Origin of the sequence: Persicirhabdus sediminis, from assembly GCF_016595495.1 — a bacterium.
GTDB classification, from domain to species: domain Bacteria; phylum Verrucomicrobiota; class Verrucomicrobiia; order Verrucomicrobiales; family Akkermansiaceae; genus Persicirhabdus; species Persicirhabdus sediminis.
Window position 1 is genome coordinate 71,081 of sequence record NZ_JAENIM010000032.1, and the last position, 16,992, is coordinate 88,072.

A 16,992-nucleotide genomic window follows, 5' to 3' on the forward strand; every position below is an offset into this window, starting at 1 on the left:
GTTTTTAAACTGCTAGGTATTTTTCAATCAGCTCATCAGACAACGCGCTGATTTCACCACTTTCCACAACCGAGCCACGCTCCATAATGCAGAAATAATCAGAACAAGCTTTAGCAAAGTCCAAATATTGTTCAACTAGTAAGATACTCATCTCATAGTTATTCTTTAGGTAAATAATCGCATCTTCGATCTGATCAATAATTGAAGGCTGAATACCTTCAGTAGGCTCGTCTAGTAATAATACTTTAGGATTAGTTAGCAGAGCCCTACCGATAGCTAACTGTTGTTGTTGGCCACCTGACAGCACTCCTCCTTTACGATCCTTCATTTCCTTGAGAACTGGGAAGAGCTCATACACTTCATCCAGCTTGTTCCACGCCTCTTTGCCGTGCACACTCAGGCTAACTTTTAAGTTCTCCCAAACTGTTAAATTAGGAAAGATGTCCCTCCCCTGAGGCACATAACCAATCCCTGAACGCGCTCGCTTCTCGGTTGAGAGGTTTTGCAGTTCTAACCCATCGAGGCTGATCACCCCTGAGCTAGACGGAGCAATGCCCATAATCGTCTTCAGCGAGGTCGTCTTCCCCACACCATTACGCCCCAATAGCGCGAGCACAGAATTCTGCGGCAGATCAAAACTAACATCCCTCAGAATAAGTGATCCATCATAAGAGACATTTACCTTATCCAATCCTAACATTGTATCTTCAGTTACCATATTTCTACCTTCCTAGTCGTGTTTTTGTCTCCCCAAATATACTTCCTTCACCGTTGGATCATTAGCGACTTCAAGGAACTTTCCTTCCTTAAGCACATGCCCTTGATGAAGCACAGTCACCTTACGCGCGATCTGACGAATGAACTCCATATCGTGCTCAATCACCATAATACTGTGCTTGCCTTCTAGGCTAAGCAACAACTCACCAGTGCGCTCAGTTTCTTCATCACTCATGCCTGCTGCGGGTTCATCCACTAGGAGAATCCTTGGTTTTTGCGCCAACAACATGCCAATTTCTAACCACTGCTTCTGACCATGTGAGAGCAATCCAGCGCGCTCATTGCATAGATCTTGCAGACGAACGGTTTCTAGCACTTCTTCGATGGCCTCTTTGTCAGCAGCGCTTTCTTTGTATAAAAGTGACTGCCACACGCCGCGGCCATGATTGAGCGATAGCACGATGTTATCGTAGACGCTGTGATCTTGATAGACACTTGGAGTTTGAAATTTCCGAGAAATCCCCAAGCGGTTGATCTGGTACTCACGCAACTTTGTGAGATCGAGATCATGTCCATCATCTTGGTGGAATGTTACCGTTCCTTCGTCAGGACGAGTCCGTCCAGTAATTAGGTCCATGAAGGTACTTTTACCTGCTCCGTTAGGTCCAATAATTGTTCTCAATTCTCCCTCACCGAGGTAAAAGTTAAGATCGTTGATTGCTTTGAATCCATCAAATGACTTACTAACTGACTCAACTGATAATACTAAATCTGTGTCTTTATAAACTACACTATTAACCATGATCTTACCTTTCTATGATTCATTTTCTACAGCCAATTGCGGTTCTACCGTAGCTGGCGGATCTGCTTTTCTTGATTGAATCCAGGCTTTAACTTGATCCCACAAACCAACCACACCGTTAGGCATAAACAAGACAACTAATAGGAACACCAGCCCTAGAATAATCAGCCAACTCTCTGGATAAACTCGCGTGGTATAACTCTTGAGCAAGTTGATAAGCACAGCTCCAATAATAGGACCAAACTTACTTCCTCGACCACCAACGGCAACCCAAACAACAATATCTAATCCCTTAGTTGGCCACATCTCGCTCGGGTTGATGATGCCAGCTTGAGGCACATAGAGAGCTCCAGCCAGACCTGCAATCATCGCACTAACGACAAAGATAAATACTTTGTAATGTGTTGTTGAATAGCCTGAGAAACGTACGCGGTTTTCCGAGTCTCTAATCGCTCTTTGAACCAGACCAAACTTGCTCTTCAGCAAGTAGGCGATAAGGTAATAGACGCCAATTAACAAAAATCCTGATGCCCAAAACAATGCTCTGGATACGGAAGCCTCGCGAATGTCGTGCCCAAAGATGAATTTGAAATCCGTGAAGCCGTTGTTACCACCAAAGGTGAAATCATTGCGGAAAAACAGCAATGCAGCTGCATAAGTTAGAGCCTGTGTGAGAATAGAAAAGTAAACACCTTTAATACGTGAGCGGAATGCTAACATGCCAAAGACAAAGGCAACTAAGCCAGGCACCCACATGGCGGCAAATACCGCAAACCATGGGTTGTAAAATGGCTTCCAATGTACTGGTAACTCGGAATATCCAAGGAACACCATGAAGTCAGGCAAGCTCGTACCGTAGGCACCTAAGTCACCAATCATCAGCATCAGGTACATGCCAAATGCATAACCACCGAGCGCGAAGAACAAACATTGCCCCAAACATAACAACCCGGTGTAGCCCCAGAGGAAGTTCAAGCTAATCGCGAGTACTGCGTAGCAAAGGTACTTGCCCCACACACTCAGCTGGAAGGTGGTGATATGTAATGCCGAATCCGCAGGAAACAGCGTATTCATTAGAGGAAATATAACGACAAAGATGGCTAATACCGCCAGCGCTATTTTTTCTCCAATCGTATCAAATGGTAATAATCGATTATTCATTATTCTATCAGTTCGAATTAATCATCTAAGCTTCGGCTACGTGCTGGGAACAGCCCGCCTGGCTTGAATTGTAAAAATATAATAATTAGGAACAGCACAGTAATTTTCCCCATAACAGGTCCCAATAATGGCTGCAGACCTTGGTCTATCATGCCGATGCCTAATGATGAAATAGCAGCGCCAATCAAGTTACCTACACCTCCAACAACAACAACCATGAAGCTATCAACAATGTATGTCTGTCCCATAGAAGGTCCCACATTACCAATCTGAGATAAGAACGCCCCTGCCAAGCCAGCTAGACCAGAACCAAAAGCAAAGGTGAGCATATTCACTCTAGCTGAAGGCACGCCTAAGCTGCTTGCCATCTGGCGGTTTTGCATAGTCGCTCTGACGTGCAGGCCCCAGCTGGTTTTACTTAATAAGAGGCGAGTCACTACCACCACGAGGATAGCAAATACAATCAATGACAGGCGATTGTAGGACATCAATACCCCAAAGAAATCATAACTTCCTGACAACCACTCAGGAGTAGAAACAGAAACGTTAGCTGCGCCAAACTTCAAGCGGAAAGCTTGTTGCATCACCATCGATACCGCCCAGGTTGCCAAAAGTGACTCCAGCGGACGCTTATACAAAAACTGAATCAGGCCTTTCTCCAACAGCGCTCCAGCCAGAGCTGATACAATAAATGCTGCTGGCAGGGAAACGGCAAAATACCAACCATAAACATCTGAGTCGACACCATAGTTAGCGATGAAAAAGTTTTGCACCAAGTACACCGTGTAGCCACCAATGGCAATAAACTCACCGTGCGCCATATTAATCACGCCCATTTGACCGAAGGTAATGGCCAAGCCATAAGCGACTAACAACAAGACAGAACCTGTACTCAAGCCTCGGAAAAGAGTGCTGGCAAAATCCAACATTTTTTGTCGTTCATCAATCAGGCGCAATGATGTTTCGCAGGACTTTATCAATGATGTATTTTTCTCATCAGCCTGCTGTGCATCCTGATAGACACTCTCGATATAATCTCTCGCACCGAATGAGCGTAACTCTCCCAGCTCAATCACTGCGGATAAAAGCTGATCTTCATTTCCATTTTTAAGTTCAGAAATGGCGACCGCCTCATCAAAAGCGCGCTTCACTTTCTTATCAGTTTGCTTGGCAGCCAACTCTCTCAACTCAGGTAGATATTCTTCATTTTGAGTTTTACCTAACTTATCAGCGGCTGCGATGCGTTTCTTATAATCAGGTGATTTCAGATCCAACAGATCGACGATGCGTCTTAGATCCTTGCGGAGCTTGCGTGAAGCACGATCAATTTTAGCATCCGCAGACATGGCAGCACTAGCTCCTGTCAGCAGGTTTTCATACTTCCCTTCACCAACTTGCATCAGCACAACTGGCCCACCGTTTTTCTCATCGACAAAAACCTGACCAACACGCCAAGCCGCAACAAACTGACCAATGACCTCGTCGCCTAACTCCCCCAGCTTGTCCAAGCTAGCCTGAGTAGCGGCATCGTCTTCAGCCAATACCAGATCTACTAATACTTGCCTAGCCTGGTCGTCGGCAGCGTGCAAAGCCGAGCTTGCACAAATGTACACACTAACTAGTAATGCGACTAACTTTAATAATTTTCCTCCTATAAACATATAGTTCCCCTTCCCTTAAGCAAACAACCATCGTTGATTATTTGAAACTTGATTCAGCACGGATTGTGCCAACCTCATTGCGTGGTTAAAAAAATGCTCTGTCGTCCGTTTGAACGACAGAGCTCCTTCAGCTAGACTAATGAAAGTATTGTAATGCTAAGAACAAATGACAGCCACTAGACTCTACTTACTGAAGGTTCCTTTGAGGAATGGCTCACCTACCACATCTTTGATTTCTTCAATGATGCTGAACTGGCCGTTCTCAAGAGTCTCTCCAATATAGACCGTCTTTGTTAAGTGATGGTTACTCTGTGAAGTTACGGTTCCACCTGGGCCATCGAAACTAACACCTGACTCAAGAGCCTGCATAACTTTAACTGGGTCGAAAGTGCCTGCTTTTTCTACAGCAGCTTTCCAGAGGTAAACACCATCGTAGGAAAGCACCATTGGTGAGCAGGTCACGCGGTTTTCTTTAACGATACCAGGAACATTTGTCTTACCTAACCATGCATTAAAATCAGCAATGAATTTTTTGTTAGCATCGCTATCAATGGACATGAAGTAAGTCCAGCAACCAAGGTGACCTACAAGATCCTTAGAAGGAAGTGAGCGGAATTCATCTTCAGAAAGTGAGAATGATACTACTGGGCAGTCTTCAGAAGTGAGACCAGATGCAGCAAACTCCTTGAAGAAAGGAACGTTGGCGTCTCCGTTAATTGTGTTGATCACACAAGCATCACCAGATGAAGCAAACTTACGAATATCAGCAACGATCTGTTGGAAATCACTATGACCAAATGGAGTGTAATTACCCGCACTAATCACAGCTCCAGCTGAATCTTTGCGTAAGCCACCACCAATGTTTTCTACAGGCACTCCCTTAGACTGCAGGTACTCAAACAGTACGAGGTTAGTTGTCTGCGGGTAAACATAATCGGTACCGATCAAATAAAATTTCTTATATCCTTCCTCTAGCAGGAAGTCTACAGCAGGGATAGCCTGCTGGTTTACAGCCTCGGCTGTGTAAAAGATATTAGGTGACATTTCCTCACCTTCATACTGCACTGGGTAGAAGAGCAGTCCATTGTACTTCTCATAAACAGGAAGCACTGATTTACGTGAAACTGATGTCCAACAGCCGAAAGTAGCGGCAACTTTGTCTTGAACTAACAACTGCTCTGCTTTTTCAGCGAACAGAGGCCAATCTGAAGCACCATCAACCACAACTGGCTCAATCTGCTTTCCTAGCACGCCGCCATTAGAGTTGATTTCGTCGAAGGTAAACAAGAGCACATCGCGCAGTGATGTTTCAGAGATAGCCATAGTGCCACTGAGAGAGTGAAGCACACCGACTTTTACTTTTTCTTCCTCGGCTTGCATTGCGCCTACAGCCATCATTGTGCTAGCGCCCGCAGCTAGAGTAACTTTGAGCATTGAAGATACTTTTTTCATAATAATTGTTATTGTTGTGTGTATGTATGCGAGGGGGAGGATCACTCCCCCTCTTGAAAAAATTCAGACCTAGATAGATATTAGAAGCTCAGTGAAAGACCGAAGCTACCTGTGAGGAAAAGGTCATCTTCGTTAGTAGTCACATCCTGGTCAGTGTAATAAGCAACCAATCCAGCATCGAGAGACCAATCACCAGCGTTGATGTTGAGAGGCACGCTAGCTACAACACCTGCACTTGCGTAACCGAATCCTGAATCAGATTCTACTACTCCACCGGCGATATCTTCTTTAGCGTGGTATCCTTCTGTTGGAGTGAAACCAACGGCTACAGGGAAAGACAAAGTGAATGACTCAAACTCTTTCTCTGGTGAAATACCAAGAACGAAGAAGTAACCAGTTTCGCCACCGCTCGCACCCTCTGTGAGGCGTGTATGCATGGTAATATATGGATTGAGGAAATGCTCGTAACCATAAGTAAGGTCTAGCACCTGCTCATTACCACTTCCGTATAACCATGACTGATAAGTAGCTGAGATAGTGTGAGCCTGATAGTTATAAGCGAGACCTAACCAAACGTCTACCTCTTGAAGATCTCCACCAATTGAATCAGGAGCATTGTTATTCACATCCCACCAAGTTCCCAAGCTCATTGTCCAACCTTCAGCTAGCGCGATATCTAAGTTAAGCGCAGGGTTGAATGTGCTCTGGCTACCGTAGAAATCTGTACCAGCTGCCCATACGTCTTTACCGTATGAAATGAAGTGTGAGTTGTAAGCCAGGCTCAGTGAACCTGAAACGGCATCGCTAACTTCTGGAGTTGGCTCAACAGCGACGATTGGTTCGCCAGCCTGAAGAGATGTGATTGCCGCAGCAGCTAACATAAACCCGAGTGTGTAGATATTTTTCATGTTGTATATTGTCTGATTATTTAAGTAGTGCTTTCCACTATCTGCATAACCACTCAGCAGCCGCCGTGCCAACAATCCACACTCAGAGTTCCAAACAACGATTAAAACAAAAACTAACATAGCATACCGTTGTTTAAAAACCCGCTATTATTGCATTCTCAAGCCATAAAAAGAATTCCCTATCACTTTTTCTCCATGACATATTTAAGGTCATGATTAGCATGAATAACATTCACACCCCGATGTCACACATTTACCTTTTCTAGCCACTCTCTCTACACTAAAGCAAATTTGACATACAAATCGAAGATTTCGACATGCTATGCAAATTGACTAACGATCATCTAGAGCTGCACAGCCAACAACTAACCGACAAAAATGCTCAGCCCTCAAAGTGGGCTGAGCATATAACTAGCATGCAGCTAGATTACTTGATTTTAATACTGGGAATATCTAAGAAGTCGACGACCTCGCGGCTAGGCTTATGCACTCTTACAACTCTATTGCCGTATAGATAATAATCCGTGTCAGCTATCGAGGATAAATTCTTCGGCAGATACTCTCTCGATATACGTGAAAAGTCATTCCACGAATCATCGTCAATGCGCCAGCCTGGCTGAACCTTCTTCTGCCAACCTGGAGGGAGAGGTTTACCACGACGGACATTTTTTGCTAGGCCTGGTGGCAAACCGTGATCATTACCACTGTACTTGCCAAAATACTTACTCAGCTCATCTCTATCAGAGTCTTTAAATTTTGCTTTGCCTTTAGCATCTGCGTCCCACTTAGAATGGTCCTTTTTATCTGGTTTACCTGAGTCCTTTTTATCTGGCTTTTTGTCATTTTTGTCGGGCCCTTTGTTATCTTTATCCGGTCCCTTGCCCTTATTTTCCTTATTAGGTTTACCACCCTTATCACCTTTACCTTTGCCATGCATTGGCTGAATCATCACTAATCCAGCCACTAGCAGAGCTCCTGTATTTATAATTCTATTAGGTATTTTCATCATTCTAATTAAAGCTTGAAGCAACAAATAACACCTTCTAAATAAGACGTCAACACAGCGAATCCTCTACTCATCCCATTGGCGGATCTTTTGAGAAAAGTCAGGATCTTGATCCGCGGCTCTGGCTCGCTTGTTAATATGGTGGCGTTTTTTGATCTCCTCAAAGGGGCGATCATGAGGAATTGAGCCATTGCCATACATCATTCCCTCTAGGCCACCATTGGCTAACAACCTATAATCCCAAGCTTTTGCGTGTCGCACCGCATTCACATGCACAGCGATGTTAGTCGTGCAGTTACTCGTCCCCGCATTATACCACTGCGGCCTGTCCTTGAGCCCATTCATTGATTTTATATAGTCGAGAAAGAGCTTTTTACCGTCCTCCTTGTTCATACTAACTAATGGATAGAGGTAAACCTCTTCATTTTGACGATAGTTAGTACGTAAGCGAACAAGGTCACGCTCGGTAGCTACTACATAATAGAGCTCAAACTGCCTAAAGAACCCTTTCACCGCTGAGTAGGCCTCCCCCTTTTCTTTTCGCGTCTCGATAGAAACACAAATGATACCGTCTGGACCAAAGTCAAAACTCATCATCGTATGGCAAATGAGCGTAGGCCCCCAGTAGGTCATTGAAATATCAGCCCCCTTAAAATTTGATAGATGAACTTCTCGCTGAATCCAGTTTTCATCGAAGTCTTTGTCGGTGCGGTAATCAAAGTCGCGCACATTGTGAATCGTCACCTTATCACCATCCATTTCCGCGTAGCTGATATTTCTGAAATCAACCATCCAGTCAAGATCGTTAGATGGCTTAAGCGTCAACCACCAGCTGAGGATGAGTACAAAAAAGGCCACGGGAAGAGCCATCCGTAGTTTCGCAAAACGTTCACGCTGCACAATCAAAGCACCCAGCATCAACAAGAAACTTAGATAAGCGACGGCTTTGCCAATAAGCGACTGCATATCGAAATGCACAGCGGCAAGCGCCCACAAGCATGCCAGCGCGATGAACAAGCACGCTATGGCTTTGCCTATTACGAGCACGCAGCGCACTGGCCAATTATATTTGAGTTGAGAATGAACGCTCATTTACATCAATTGAGACATTAGTTAGGATGAAAAGCAATCACTCATTTTTGCATTGGTCAGCTGACTAAAATCGTGGTCAAATTCGACTATGATCGAGCGACTGCAATGGCCATCTGCATTTGAGGCTTCAGAGTTCAGCCTAGTGGGTGTATCTGGCGGCAGAGACTCCGTGGCCCTGCTTGATTTGTTAGTTCGCAGCGGATTAAACAATCTAATCATTTGCCACCTCAACCATCAACTGAGAGGCAATGAATCTGATGGAGATGAGGATTTCGTCCGCCAACTCGCCAACCAGTATCAACTTCCCATCGAGACATCTTCAATGCCTGTTAGCCAGCTGGCTCAACAAGAAAAAATCTCGCTCGAGCTAGCTGCGCGTCATACTCGCTACCAGTTTTTCGCCAGCTGTGCAGCAAAACATGGTGCCAATCAGCTGATTCTTGGCCACCACGCAGACGATCAGGCAGAAACAATCCTCTATAACCTCATGCGTGGCTCAGCTGGACTGCGGGGCATGTCAGCGAGTTCATCTACCCAGCAATACGGCGAGCTAACAATTCTGCGTCCCATGCTAGACATTTCACGTGAGGAGATTGATCAATACATCAAAAAACACCACCTCCCCTACCGCGAAGACTCTAGCAATGCAGAAGATTTTGCTGTGCGCAATCGTATCCGCAACGAGCTCATGCCACTGGCTAAGGAAATCATGGGCCGCGACCCAAGGCGCTCTATCATCCGAGCTGAATCTATGGCAGTAGCCAACCAGAGCTGGATCGATCAACATATCCAATCGCTAGAAATAGAAGACCCTCAGGGGCGATTGTTTTTACCTAAGCTCCAGCAGCTAGACCTCCCTCTGCTAAAGAGAGCAATATACCTCTATCTAAAAAAACATCAGGTCGCGGAACTCAACGCCAAGAAGATCGACGAATGCCTACAACTGGTCGATCCCAGCCAAGCAAGCAAAGTAAACCTGAGTAAAGGACAATTTTTACGGCGTAAAGAAAAGCGTTTATTTATCCAAGCATCAACTGACTAACATGAGAGTAATCATTCAACGAGTATCCCAGGCAAAGGTAGAAATCGAAGGTGAAGTTGCCGGCCAAATAGGCAGCGGGTTTGCTATCCTGCTAGGCATAGAAGAAGCCGATGGGCTAGATGACGTGAACTGGCTTTGTGGCAAAATCTCAAAAATGCGCATCTTCGGTGATGATGAAGGCAAGATGAACCGCTCACTAATGGATGTTGACGGTGAGGTGTTAGTCATCAGCCAATTCACGCTACACGCCAGCACCAAAAAGGGTAATCGCCCATCTTTCATCAAGTCAGCTAGACCTGACCACGCGATGCCTCTCTATGAAGCTTTCAAAAAAGAAATGAGCCAACAAATTGGCAAAAGTGTAGCTAGTGGAAGGTTTGGCGCGGAAATGCAAGTCACCCTAACGAATGATGGTCCAGTAACCATCACGATGGATTCTCAAAACCGCGAATGATAGACTCACTTAGCTAGAGCCCAGCTCTGGCTAACTATTTTTTCAAGCGCAGTGAGGTTCCGCAGAAAATACAACGGAACCAATGAAATAACAGCGCGTGTAGAGCCGTTGGCAACATGTAGCCAATACCTGAAACATGATGCGCCTTCTTGTGGCGAAAACATTTCTTAGGTGTGTATTGGCGCTGACGGCATACTTGGCAACGAGCTTTTGGTGCCGAGAACAGCCACAGAATGGCAAACAAGATAAGCGAGCCAATGATCCAAAGTGGCCACAATGCTTCGCGATCAAAAAAGTAAACGGGGATCATGCATAAGCTGCCAAGAAAGGATAGCTGAAGTCCAATGATAACCAATGAAGCAAAATAAAACTGTCCTGCTGCTGGGTGAAGAACGCCTCGTACATAACGTCGAGATCCTCTATCTACCCCTTCATTGACTTTTGCACTTGTTTGCACGGAAGTACCCGCCTCAGCGGCTTGCAGTGGCTCAACGCGACGACGGTTTTCTCTAACGTCATCAAAGTTTTGGATAACCTCTTTATTAAGTACTACTGGCTTCGCTTCCTCTTGTTCAGAGGTAGGCTCTTCGACGACAGGCTCGTCTAACTTAACCTTGTGCTTCTTCTTGATCTTTTTGCTTTGCTTCTTCTTCGCCTGCTCCTTTTTAGCCAGAGCCTTCTTCTCTTTAGCTGCACGCTCAGCACGGCGTTTATCTATCAGCTCTTGAACTTCGTCACTAATATGGTGGTCGTGATCATGCTCAACCAAAACGATCCCTTCGGGAATGTCATCTAGGCTGGCTCCTTGTTGTTTTAATACACCGGCTGGAATTGCCTCCGCCATTGGCGCATCCATCACTAACTGAACAATGTCTGACTTATCCTCGTAGCTAGTCTGCAATTCATCAACTTCACTCTGCACAACATCTGCTTGCAGTTCTTCGCTGATACCATGCTCGTCACGAGCGGCTTCCACCCATTTCCTAACGACCTTTTCCTTTGGCAATTCCTCACAAACTCCCAACAGCGCGTTGGCCTTTTTCATCTCAGCCAACAGACTGCTTGCACTCACCTCGTAGAGCTCATCTGCACGAGTATAGCCAACCGCTTCTAGCAGATCGATCTGCTCGTTCGTAATTTCGGAAAGGTCTTGGAAGTTTAGCATATTGGCTCAATTGTAAATCTGCCCCATAAATATGACAAACCACCTAGATGATACAAGCCTATTGCATCACCTAGGTGGATAAATCGATCAATATTGAGAGCTACTATAAAGCCGCTAACATTTCGTTGAACTGAGCAACTTTAGCCTGCAACTCAGCTAGACGTTCACGCTCAACAGCCACTACAGCTTCTGGCGCACGGTCAACGAAGTTTTTGTTATTGAGCATGCCTTGGCATTTCTGCAGGTCTTTTTCAACTTTAGCAATCTCGTCGCTGAGGCGCTTCTTCTCAGCATCAACGTCAATCAAACCATCTAGCGGCATGTAGGCTTCACCAATATCTGTCACCGCAGCAGGTGTGCCTCGCTCAGGCGCGTAATCCACATCAATGCTAACTTCTTTGGCTCCAGCGAGAACCGCTAGAGTGTCAATTTGCGAAGTCACCCACTCGCCAGCTGGCTTGAGAACAAACTTTACGTCGCGGCTGTTAGCTAGCTTGTATTCAGCTTTCAGGTTACGCAAACGTGCCGCTGCTTGATAAACAGCTGCAGCTACGCGTTGGGCTTCAGCGATATCAGCGGCGTCCACACCAGCTAGCACTGGCTCTGTTGGAAGCTCTTTCTGCATCACAAACTCATCATCAGCTAGGAAGCCAAGACGGAGTGAAAGCTCTTCCGTGATGTGTGGCATGAACGGGTGCAAGCACTGCAGGTAGCGGCTCATCACGGTGTCCATCACCTTCAGCGTCAGCTCTTTCACAGCTGGATCTTCAGAGCGGAAATCGCCCTTCACCGCTTCGAGGAACTTATCACAGTATTCTGTCCAGAAGAACTCATAGAGCTGCTGACAGACTTCGTTAAAGCGGTAGTTAGCGTATGATTTCTCCAAGCTAACAAATAGACCATCTAGCTTAGCGAGGATGTCTAGGTGAGTAGCTGGCAACTCAATGCCTTCCCAGCTAGCTGGAATTTCCAGCCTCGCATCTGAGTTCATCTGGCGGAAGCGACAGGCGTTATATAGCTTGTTAGCAAAGTTACGTCCTTCAGCTACGGAGTCTTCTTCGAAGCAAATATCAGATCCAACAGGTGCAATACGCATCAGACCAAAGCGCAGGCCATCAGCACCGTATTTGTCCATCAGATCGATTGGATCAGGTGAATTCCCTAATGACTTGCTCATCTTACGTCCCTGAGCATCGCGGATGATCGCGGTGAAGTAGACGTTCTTGAATGGGAGCTCCTCAGTAAACTGATAGCCAGCCATGATCATGCGAGCCACCCAGAAGAAAATGATATCTGGACCTGTAACCAAGTCAGCTGTTGGGTAGAACTTGGAGCGCTCTTGCTCGTTCATGGTCGCAAATGGCCACAGCCATGAGCTGAACCACGTGTCCATGACGTCTTCATCACGCACCCAGTTGTCTTCATCTGTTGGAGGCACTGTACCTACGTAGATGTCGCCGTGCTGCAGGTCGTTCATGTCTAGCGACTCAGCTTCTTGCAGCTCAGTTGCCTTTTCCTTACGGTACCAAACTGGAATCTGGTGACCCCACCACAGCTGGCGGCTGATGCACCAATCCTGGATATTCTCCATCCAGTTAGCATAAGTTTTACGCCAGCGCTCTGGGCGGAAAGAAATGTCTCCGTTAGCTACAGCTTCAGTCGCTTCTGGCACAGCTGGGTATTTCAGGAACCACTGCATGGAGATGCGAGGCTCGATGACAACGTCGGCACGTTCAGAGTAGCCTACGCTGTTTTCGTATTCCTCTACCTTGATGAGTAAGCCCATCTCTTCCAGCTTAGCGGCAGCTTTTCTGCGTGCTACAAATCTATCAAGATTATCTAACTCTGGAACCTCTGGGCAGTTGATGGTGCCGTCAGGGTGCATGATGTCGATGATTTCCAGACCGTGACGCTGGCCGATTTCAAAGTCGTTTTTATCGTGAGCTGGCGTGATTTTCAGCGCGCCTGTACCAAACTCCACATCAACGTGGTCGTCGGCAATGATCTCAATTTCAGCTGGCGGGAATGGGCGTCTAACTTTACGTCCAACATACTTGCCATAGCGCTCGTCTTTAGGATTCACCGCTACTGCTGTATCACCCATCAGCGTCTCAGGACGTGTGGTGGAAATTTCTAAATACTCACCCGGTGCATCTACCAGCTCGTAGCGCATGAAGTAGAGTTTTGAGTTCTGCGGCTTCATGATCACCTCTTCGTCAGACAGAGCCGTTAGTGAAACTGGACACCAGTTTACCATGCGCTTGCCACGATAGATGAGACCTTGGTTAAATAAATCGGTGAAAACCTTAGCTACCCACTCGCTGTACTCAGCGTCCATGGTGAAGCGCTCGCGATCCCAGTCACACGAACAGCCAAGGCGCTTTAGCTGCTTGATAATGATGCCACCGTGCTCTTCTTTCCAATCCCAAACACGCTCGAGAAACTTCTCACGGCCTAGGTCGCGCCGCGTCATGTGTTCGTTTTCGCGCAGCTGGCGCTCCACTTTTGTTTGTGTCGCAATGCCAGCGTGGTCAGTACCAGGCAGCCACAAAACTTCCTTACCCTTCTGGCGGGCGCGGCGAGCTAGAATATCTTGAATGCTGTTATTCAGCACATGGCCAAGGTGCAAAATCCCCGTCACATTCGGTGGCGGAATTACAATCGAGTAACCTTCCTTCGAAGAGTTCTCGTCAGCGCGGAAGCATCCCGCGTCATTCCAAGAAGCATACCACTTCTTCTCCACATCCTGTGGCTCATAAGCTTTGGGCAGTTCAGACATGGCGCATGTGTGCCAAAGCCAGCCGCCCCACTCAAGCCAATAATCTTGCAATCGCCTACCATCAAACGCCTGCCTAGCTAGCTGCCAGCCACAGGCGCAACCAGTCAGCCAGCTGGCCAGCTACTTCCTTTTTCTCAAAACTAACCACATCTAGGTGTTTTTTGCCCTTCAGCCGAACGCGATAGCGTGGCTTGTTATTCACACGGCCCGAATTCAGCACCTCAACCTTGGTGAAAATATCCCGCTGATAACATACTTCTTTGCCCAATTGATCGCGTTTGCTTTCGCGAAACCTCAACTCAGCTGAAGTAAATTCATACACCTTCACACGACCAGAGAAATAATTCGCAGCAAAGAAGAATGCAGCCGCCAGTAAAACACTAAACACTACAAAGAGCACATCGAACACGCTAGAGATCACAGAGAACACTCCCGGTTCCCTCATAGAGCTGAATATAAGAATATCATAGTATAACAAAAACCCTATCCCTAGCAGAGGAATCATTCCTGCCATAGCTAGCTGGAAACTGCAGCTATGTTTGCGCTTAATGCGAAAACCATCGTGCCCAACTCGGGTCAAAGTGAGGTTCTTTTCTTTGATCTCAGCTAGCTGACTGAAATCGCTAGCTCCACTAGCTGCGACGACATCTTCCCCGTGATCTAGCTGACGCCCAACTGGCAAATCCAGAGCCTGTTCGAGCTGTGCACATAACCAGAAAACTTCATCGCGTGACAAACGAGAACCAAACTCGAGACCCTCTTTTCCAGCTGTCGTCACCTTCACCCCATACACAAGACTATCATTCTCCCGATAAGCCTCGTAGGTATCCACCCTTGTAACCAGCTCTCTAGCTAACACAGTCTGTTTAGATTTCCCAAATAGCTTCTGTAATAAAATCACTCGCTCTCTATCAACTACGACAATGGATTCCATCAACATAGACTTCAGCCCAAAATAGCCAATAGCGATGCCACCTAACCAAAACGGAATAGTGAATGACAAGGTCGTTATCTTATAAGAGACTGACTCGGTTTCAACGATGACTGCAAAAGCCGTGAACGCCCCTACAAAAACTAACAATACGACAGACAAGACCAACATAAAATTGATCTTCTTAGTAGCCGGTAGTAGCCAGCTACATGAACCATCATCCTTGCTCTCAATGATCTTTGACTTAGCAGGTTTTTCATAAATCCGATTGGCTGAATCAGGCTCAAGAAAGATCAAATCCATCATGCCGCCGCTCCAGCCACAGGCACAGCACACGATTTCGTCAGGCATTACAGCTGGCAAGGCTAACGACCACGAACACATAGGGCAAACCGCCCCCTTTTTGCGTAAGTGCTCATAGCCTTTACGCTCTGCTAATCCCTTTACTAACTTGAACATGACGATAATAACCAGCTAAGACTAGCAGCCACTGCTGCCATACACTCCCAAAAGATTAATAATTTTTCAGCAACTCCCAGATATCCGGACGGATGTAGTTAGGGAAGTAAGTTGTCTTTTTTACCTTCTCAGGCTCATCCTCCTGAGCGAGATCACCCATGCTCCATAAAGCCGCGCCTAAATACTGCTTTGATGACTTATAAGGCGCTAAAACTTTAATCGCCGCCTTCATATAGTCAGACTGTTTATGACCAGTGTCTTTGCGGCCCTTACCACCTTTTTTGACAATATATTCATACTCACCCCAAGCTGCTGACGCTGGGATCCCCACCATATAATGCTTTCCAGTTTCCTCCGCACAGGTCTGACATAACTTCACGATCTGGTTTAAGCGTTTTTCAAATTTCTTTGGTCCAGGATTTTCACCACTACTATCATAGCCTGATAGAATAACGATATTGCACGATTTAAAAATCTCCAACATCAAGGGCTTAGGCTTCGCCCCAACAAATAATGTGCTCACTTTGCCACGATCATTCAGCATCTCCGTCAGATGCTTGTAAAACGGCAAATGGCTTTCATCAAAAGGCTCAATATCAATCTGCACACCCGCTGCGCTACGGTCTCTCAGAATAGCCTTAGCTACTTCCTTTGCAGCATCCTTATACTCGTCGTCAGTCCAGTTGCTAAACTCCTTCTTATCTGCCCGACCATCCACAATAGGCATGATCAAGGTCCCCGATGGCATCGCACTTCTACAGGCTCTAGAATTGTCGCTATTATAATAAACGGAAACCTCACGACTCTTAGGATCAGCCGTCACCGAGCCAGTATAGGGGAAAAAATACTTAAACTGCAAATGATCCGCTGCCTCTTCATTGAAGTCGCGCACATGTTGTTTCAGATTCTTAGGCGGCGTATAATTCCAGGTAGATATCCCCTTAGGTAAATCCGGCAAATCCTTAGCCGTCAGAGGCAAGCTCATCGACAACAACACACACAGAAAAATATTTTTCACCATGAAAGTTAGCTTATCTAATGAAGCTAGTCACATGTCTAGATCATTAACTAACATGAAAACCTAACCAATAAAACATTCCCCCAAAAAAACGAGAGCACCTTCCACCTGCAGCGCAGCGAACTTTAGGGCGCAGCCCGTACCTTAGCGAGCTTGCGAGCGAACCTTGTACCTGCAGCGCAGCGTACCTTAGGGCGCAGCCCGTACTTTCAGGCCGCAGGCCGTACTTGTACTGCTCACTGCTCACTGCTCACTTATTCCCACTGATCACTCCCGCGCAGCGGGTCGCGGGCACAAAAAAGCCCTTACTAAGCTTTCACTTAGTAAGGGCATATAAACCTGGCA

The 16,992-nt window shown here is 46.3% G+C and carries 14 protein-coding genes; 2 read left to right on the forward strand and 12 right to left on the reverse strand.

Features of this window, described 5'->3' with window-relative positions; all coding sequences use genetic code 11:
- Positions 1-4: 4 nt before the first annotated feature.
- The 8 genes from urtE to JIN82_RS06350 all read right to left on the reverse strand — a co-directional run bounded on the left by urtE (position 5) and on the right by JIN82_RS06350 (position 8,673).
- The gene (gene urtE / locus JIN82_RS06315; RefSeq protein ID WP_234041815.1) at positions 5-718 is read right to left on the reverse strand and encodes an urea ABC transporter ATP-binding subunit UrtE; all 714 of its coding nucleotides are present in this window, start codon (positions 716-718) and stop codon (positions 5-7) included.
- A gap of 12 nt (positions 719-730) precedes the next feature.
- Entirely contained in the window at positions 731-1,519 is a 789-nt protein-coding gene (gene urtD / locus JIN82_RS06320) for an urea ABC transporter ATP-binding protein UrtD (RefSeq protein ID WP_200310787.1), read from the reverse strand.
- Positions 1,520-1,531: 12 nt separating this feature from the next.
- Entirely contained in the window at positions 1,532-2,680 is a 1,149-nt protein-coding gene (gene urtC, locus JIN82_RS06325) for an urea ABC transporter permease subunit UrtC (protein ID WP_200310788.1), read from the reverse strand.
- Between the two features lie 17 nt (positions 2,681-2,697).
- Positions 2,698-4,341 (reverse strand): urea ABC transporter permease subunit UrtB, encoded by a 1,644-nt coding sequence (gene urtB / locus JIN82_RS06330; RefSeq protein ID WP_200310789.1) that lies wholly within the window; start codon positions 4,339-4,341, stop codon positions 2,698-2,700.
- A gap of 183 nt (positions 4,342-4,524) precedes the next feature.
- A complete protein-coding gene (locus JIN82_RS06335) occupies positions 4,525-5,793 on the reverse strand; it encodes a transporter substrate-binding protein (protein WP_200310790.1) in 1,269 nt (422 codons plus the stop codon).
- A gap of 80 nt (positions 5,794-5,873) precedes the next feature.
- Positions 5,874-6,701 carry a hypothetical protein gene (locus JIN82_RS06340; RefSeq protein WP_200310791.1) on the reverse strand — a complete coding sequence of 276 codons (828 nt, stop codon included), beginning with the start codon at positions 6,699-6,701 and terminating at the stop codon, positions 5,874-5,876.
- A gap of 427 nt (positions 6,702-7,128) precedes the next feature.
- Entirely contained in the window at positions 7,129-7,710 is a 582-nt protein-coding gene (locus JIN82_RS06345) for a hypothetical protein (RefSeq protein ID WP_200310792.1), read from the reverse strand.
- 63 nt (positions 7,711-7,773) lie between these two features.
- Entirely contained in the window at positions 7,774-8,673 is a 900-nt protein-coding gene (locus JIN82_RS06350; RefSeq protein ID WP_200310793.1) for an Lnb N-terminal periplasmic domain-containing protein, read from the reverse strand.
- A 214-nt stretch (positions 8,674-8,887) separates the two neighbouring features.
- Here JIN82_RS06350 and tilS point away from each other — a divergent pair, with 214 nt between their 5' ends.
- Complete coding sequence (gene tilS / locus JIN82_RS06355) at positions 8,888-9,841, forward strand: tRNA lysidine(34) synthetase TilS (RefSeq protein ID WP_200310794.1); 954 nt, start codon at positions 8,888-8,890, stop codon at positions 9,839-9,841.
- A 1-nt stretch (position 9,842) separates the two neighbouring features.
- Positions 9,843-10,295, forward strand: coding sequence for a D-aminoacyl-tRNA deacylase (gene dtd / locus JIN82_RS06360; RefSeq protein WP_200310795.1), 453 nt, complete (start codon positions 9,843-9,845; stop codon positions 10,293-10,295).
- A 34-nt stretch (positions 10,296-10,329) separates the two neighbouring features.
- Here the strand turns inward: dtd and JIN82_RS06365 are convergent, their stop codons facing one another.
- From JIN82_RS06365 to JIN82_RS06380, 4 genes are all read right to left on the reverse strand, one after another.
- Positions 10,330-11,460, reverse strand: coding sequence for a DUF4332 domain-containing protein (locus tag JIN82_RS06365; protein WP_200310796.1), 1,131 nt, complete (start codon positions 11,458-11,460; stop codon positions 10,330-10,332).
- A gap of 103 nt (positions 11,461-11,563) precedes the next feature.
- The gene (locus JIN82_RS06370) at positions 11,564-14,239 is read right to left on the reverse strand and encodes a valine--tRNA ligase (RefSeq protein ID WP_200310797.1); all 2,676 of its coding nucleotides are present in this window, start codon (positions 14,237-14,239) and stop codon (positions 11,564-11,566) included.
- A 73-nt stretch (positions 14,240-14,312) separates the two neighbouring features.
- On the reverse strand, positions 14,313-15,629 hold the full coding sequence (locus JIN82_RS06375) for a hypothetical protein (RefSeq protein WP_200310798.1): 1,317 nt from the start codon (positions 15,627-15,629) through the stop codon (positions 14,313-14,315).
- A gap of 55 nt (positions 15,630-15,684) precedes the next feature.
- Positions 15,685-16,650: a hypothetical protein gene (locus JIN82_RS06380; protein WP_200310799.1), complete on the reverse strand. Its 966-nt coding sequence runs from the start codon at positions 16,648-16,650 to the stop codon at positions 15,685-15,687.
- Between the last annotated feature and the right edge of the window lie 342 nt (positions 16,651-16,992).

What these genes read in the sequence shown, in the direction of transcription:
- urtE (WP_234041815.1), bottom strand. Translation starts at nt 718, where the DNA reads ATGGTAACTGAAGATACAATGTTAGGATTGGATAAGGTAAATGTCTCT.
- urtD (WP_200310787.1), bottom strand. Translation starts at nt 1,519, where the DNA reads ATGGTTAATAGTGTAGTTTATAAAGACACAGATTTAGTATTATCAGTT.
- urtC (WP_200310788.1), bottom strand. Translation starts at nt 2,680, where the DNA reads ATGAATAATCGATTATTACCATTTGATACGATTGGAGAAAAAATAGCG.
- urtB (WP_200310789.1), bottom strand. Translation starts at nt 4,341, where the DNA reads ATGTTTATAGGAGGAAAATTATTAAAGTTAGTCGCATTACTAGTTAGT.
- JIN82_RS06335 (WP_200310790.1), bottom strand. Translation starts at nt 5,793, where the DNA reads ATGAAAAAAGTATCTTCAATGCTCAAAGTTACTCTAGCTGCGGGCGCT.
- JIN82_RS06340 (WP_200310791.1), bottom strand. Translation starts at nt 6,701, where the DNA reads ATGAAAAATATCTACACACTCGGGTTTATGTTAGCTGCTGCGGCAATC.
- JIN82_RS06345 (WP_200310792.1), bottom strand. Translation starts at nt 7,710, where the DNA reads ATGATGAAAATACCTAATAGAATTATAAATACAGGAGCTCTGCTAGTG.
- JIN82_RS06350 (WP_200310793.1), bottom strand. Translation starts at nt 8,673, where the DNA reads ATGCAGTCGCTTATTGGCAAAGCCGTCGCTTATCTAAGTTTCTTGTTG.
- tilS (WP_200310794.1), top strand. Translation starts at nt 8,888, where the DNA reads ATGATCGAGCGACTGCAATGGCCATCTGCATTTGAGGCTTCAGAGTTC.
- dtd (WP_200310795.1), top strand. Translation starts at nt 9,843, where the DNA reads ATGAGAGTAATCATTCAACGAGTATCCCAGGCAAAGGTAGAAATCGAA.
- JIN82_RS06365 (WP_200310796.1), bottom strand. Translation starts at nt 11,460, where the DNA reads ATGCTAAACTTCCAAGACCTTTCCGAAATTACGAACGAGCAGATCGAT.
- JIN82_RS06370 (WP_200310797.1), bottom strand. Translation starts at nt 14,239, where the DNA reads ATGTCTGAACTGCCCAAAGCTTATGAGCCACAGGATGTGGAGAAGAAG.
- JIN82_RS06375 (WP_200310798.1), bottom strand. Translation starts at nt 15,629, where the DNA reads ATGTTCAAGTTAGTAAAGGGATTAGCAGAGCGTAAAGGCTATGAGCAC.
- JIN82_RS06380 (WP_200310799.1), bottom strand. Translation starts at nt 16,650, where the DNA reads ATGGTGAAAAATATTTTTCTGTGTGTGTTGTTGTCGATGAGCTTGCCT.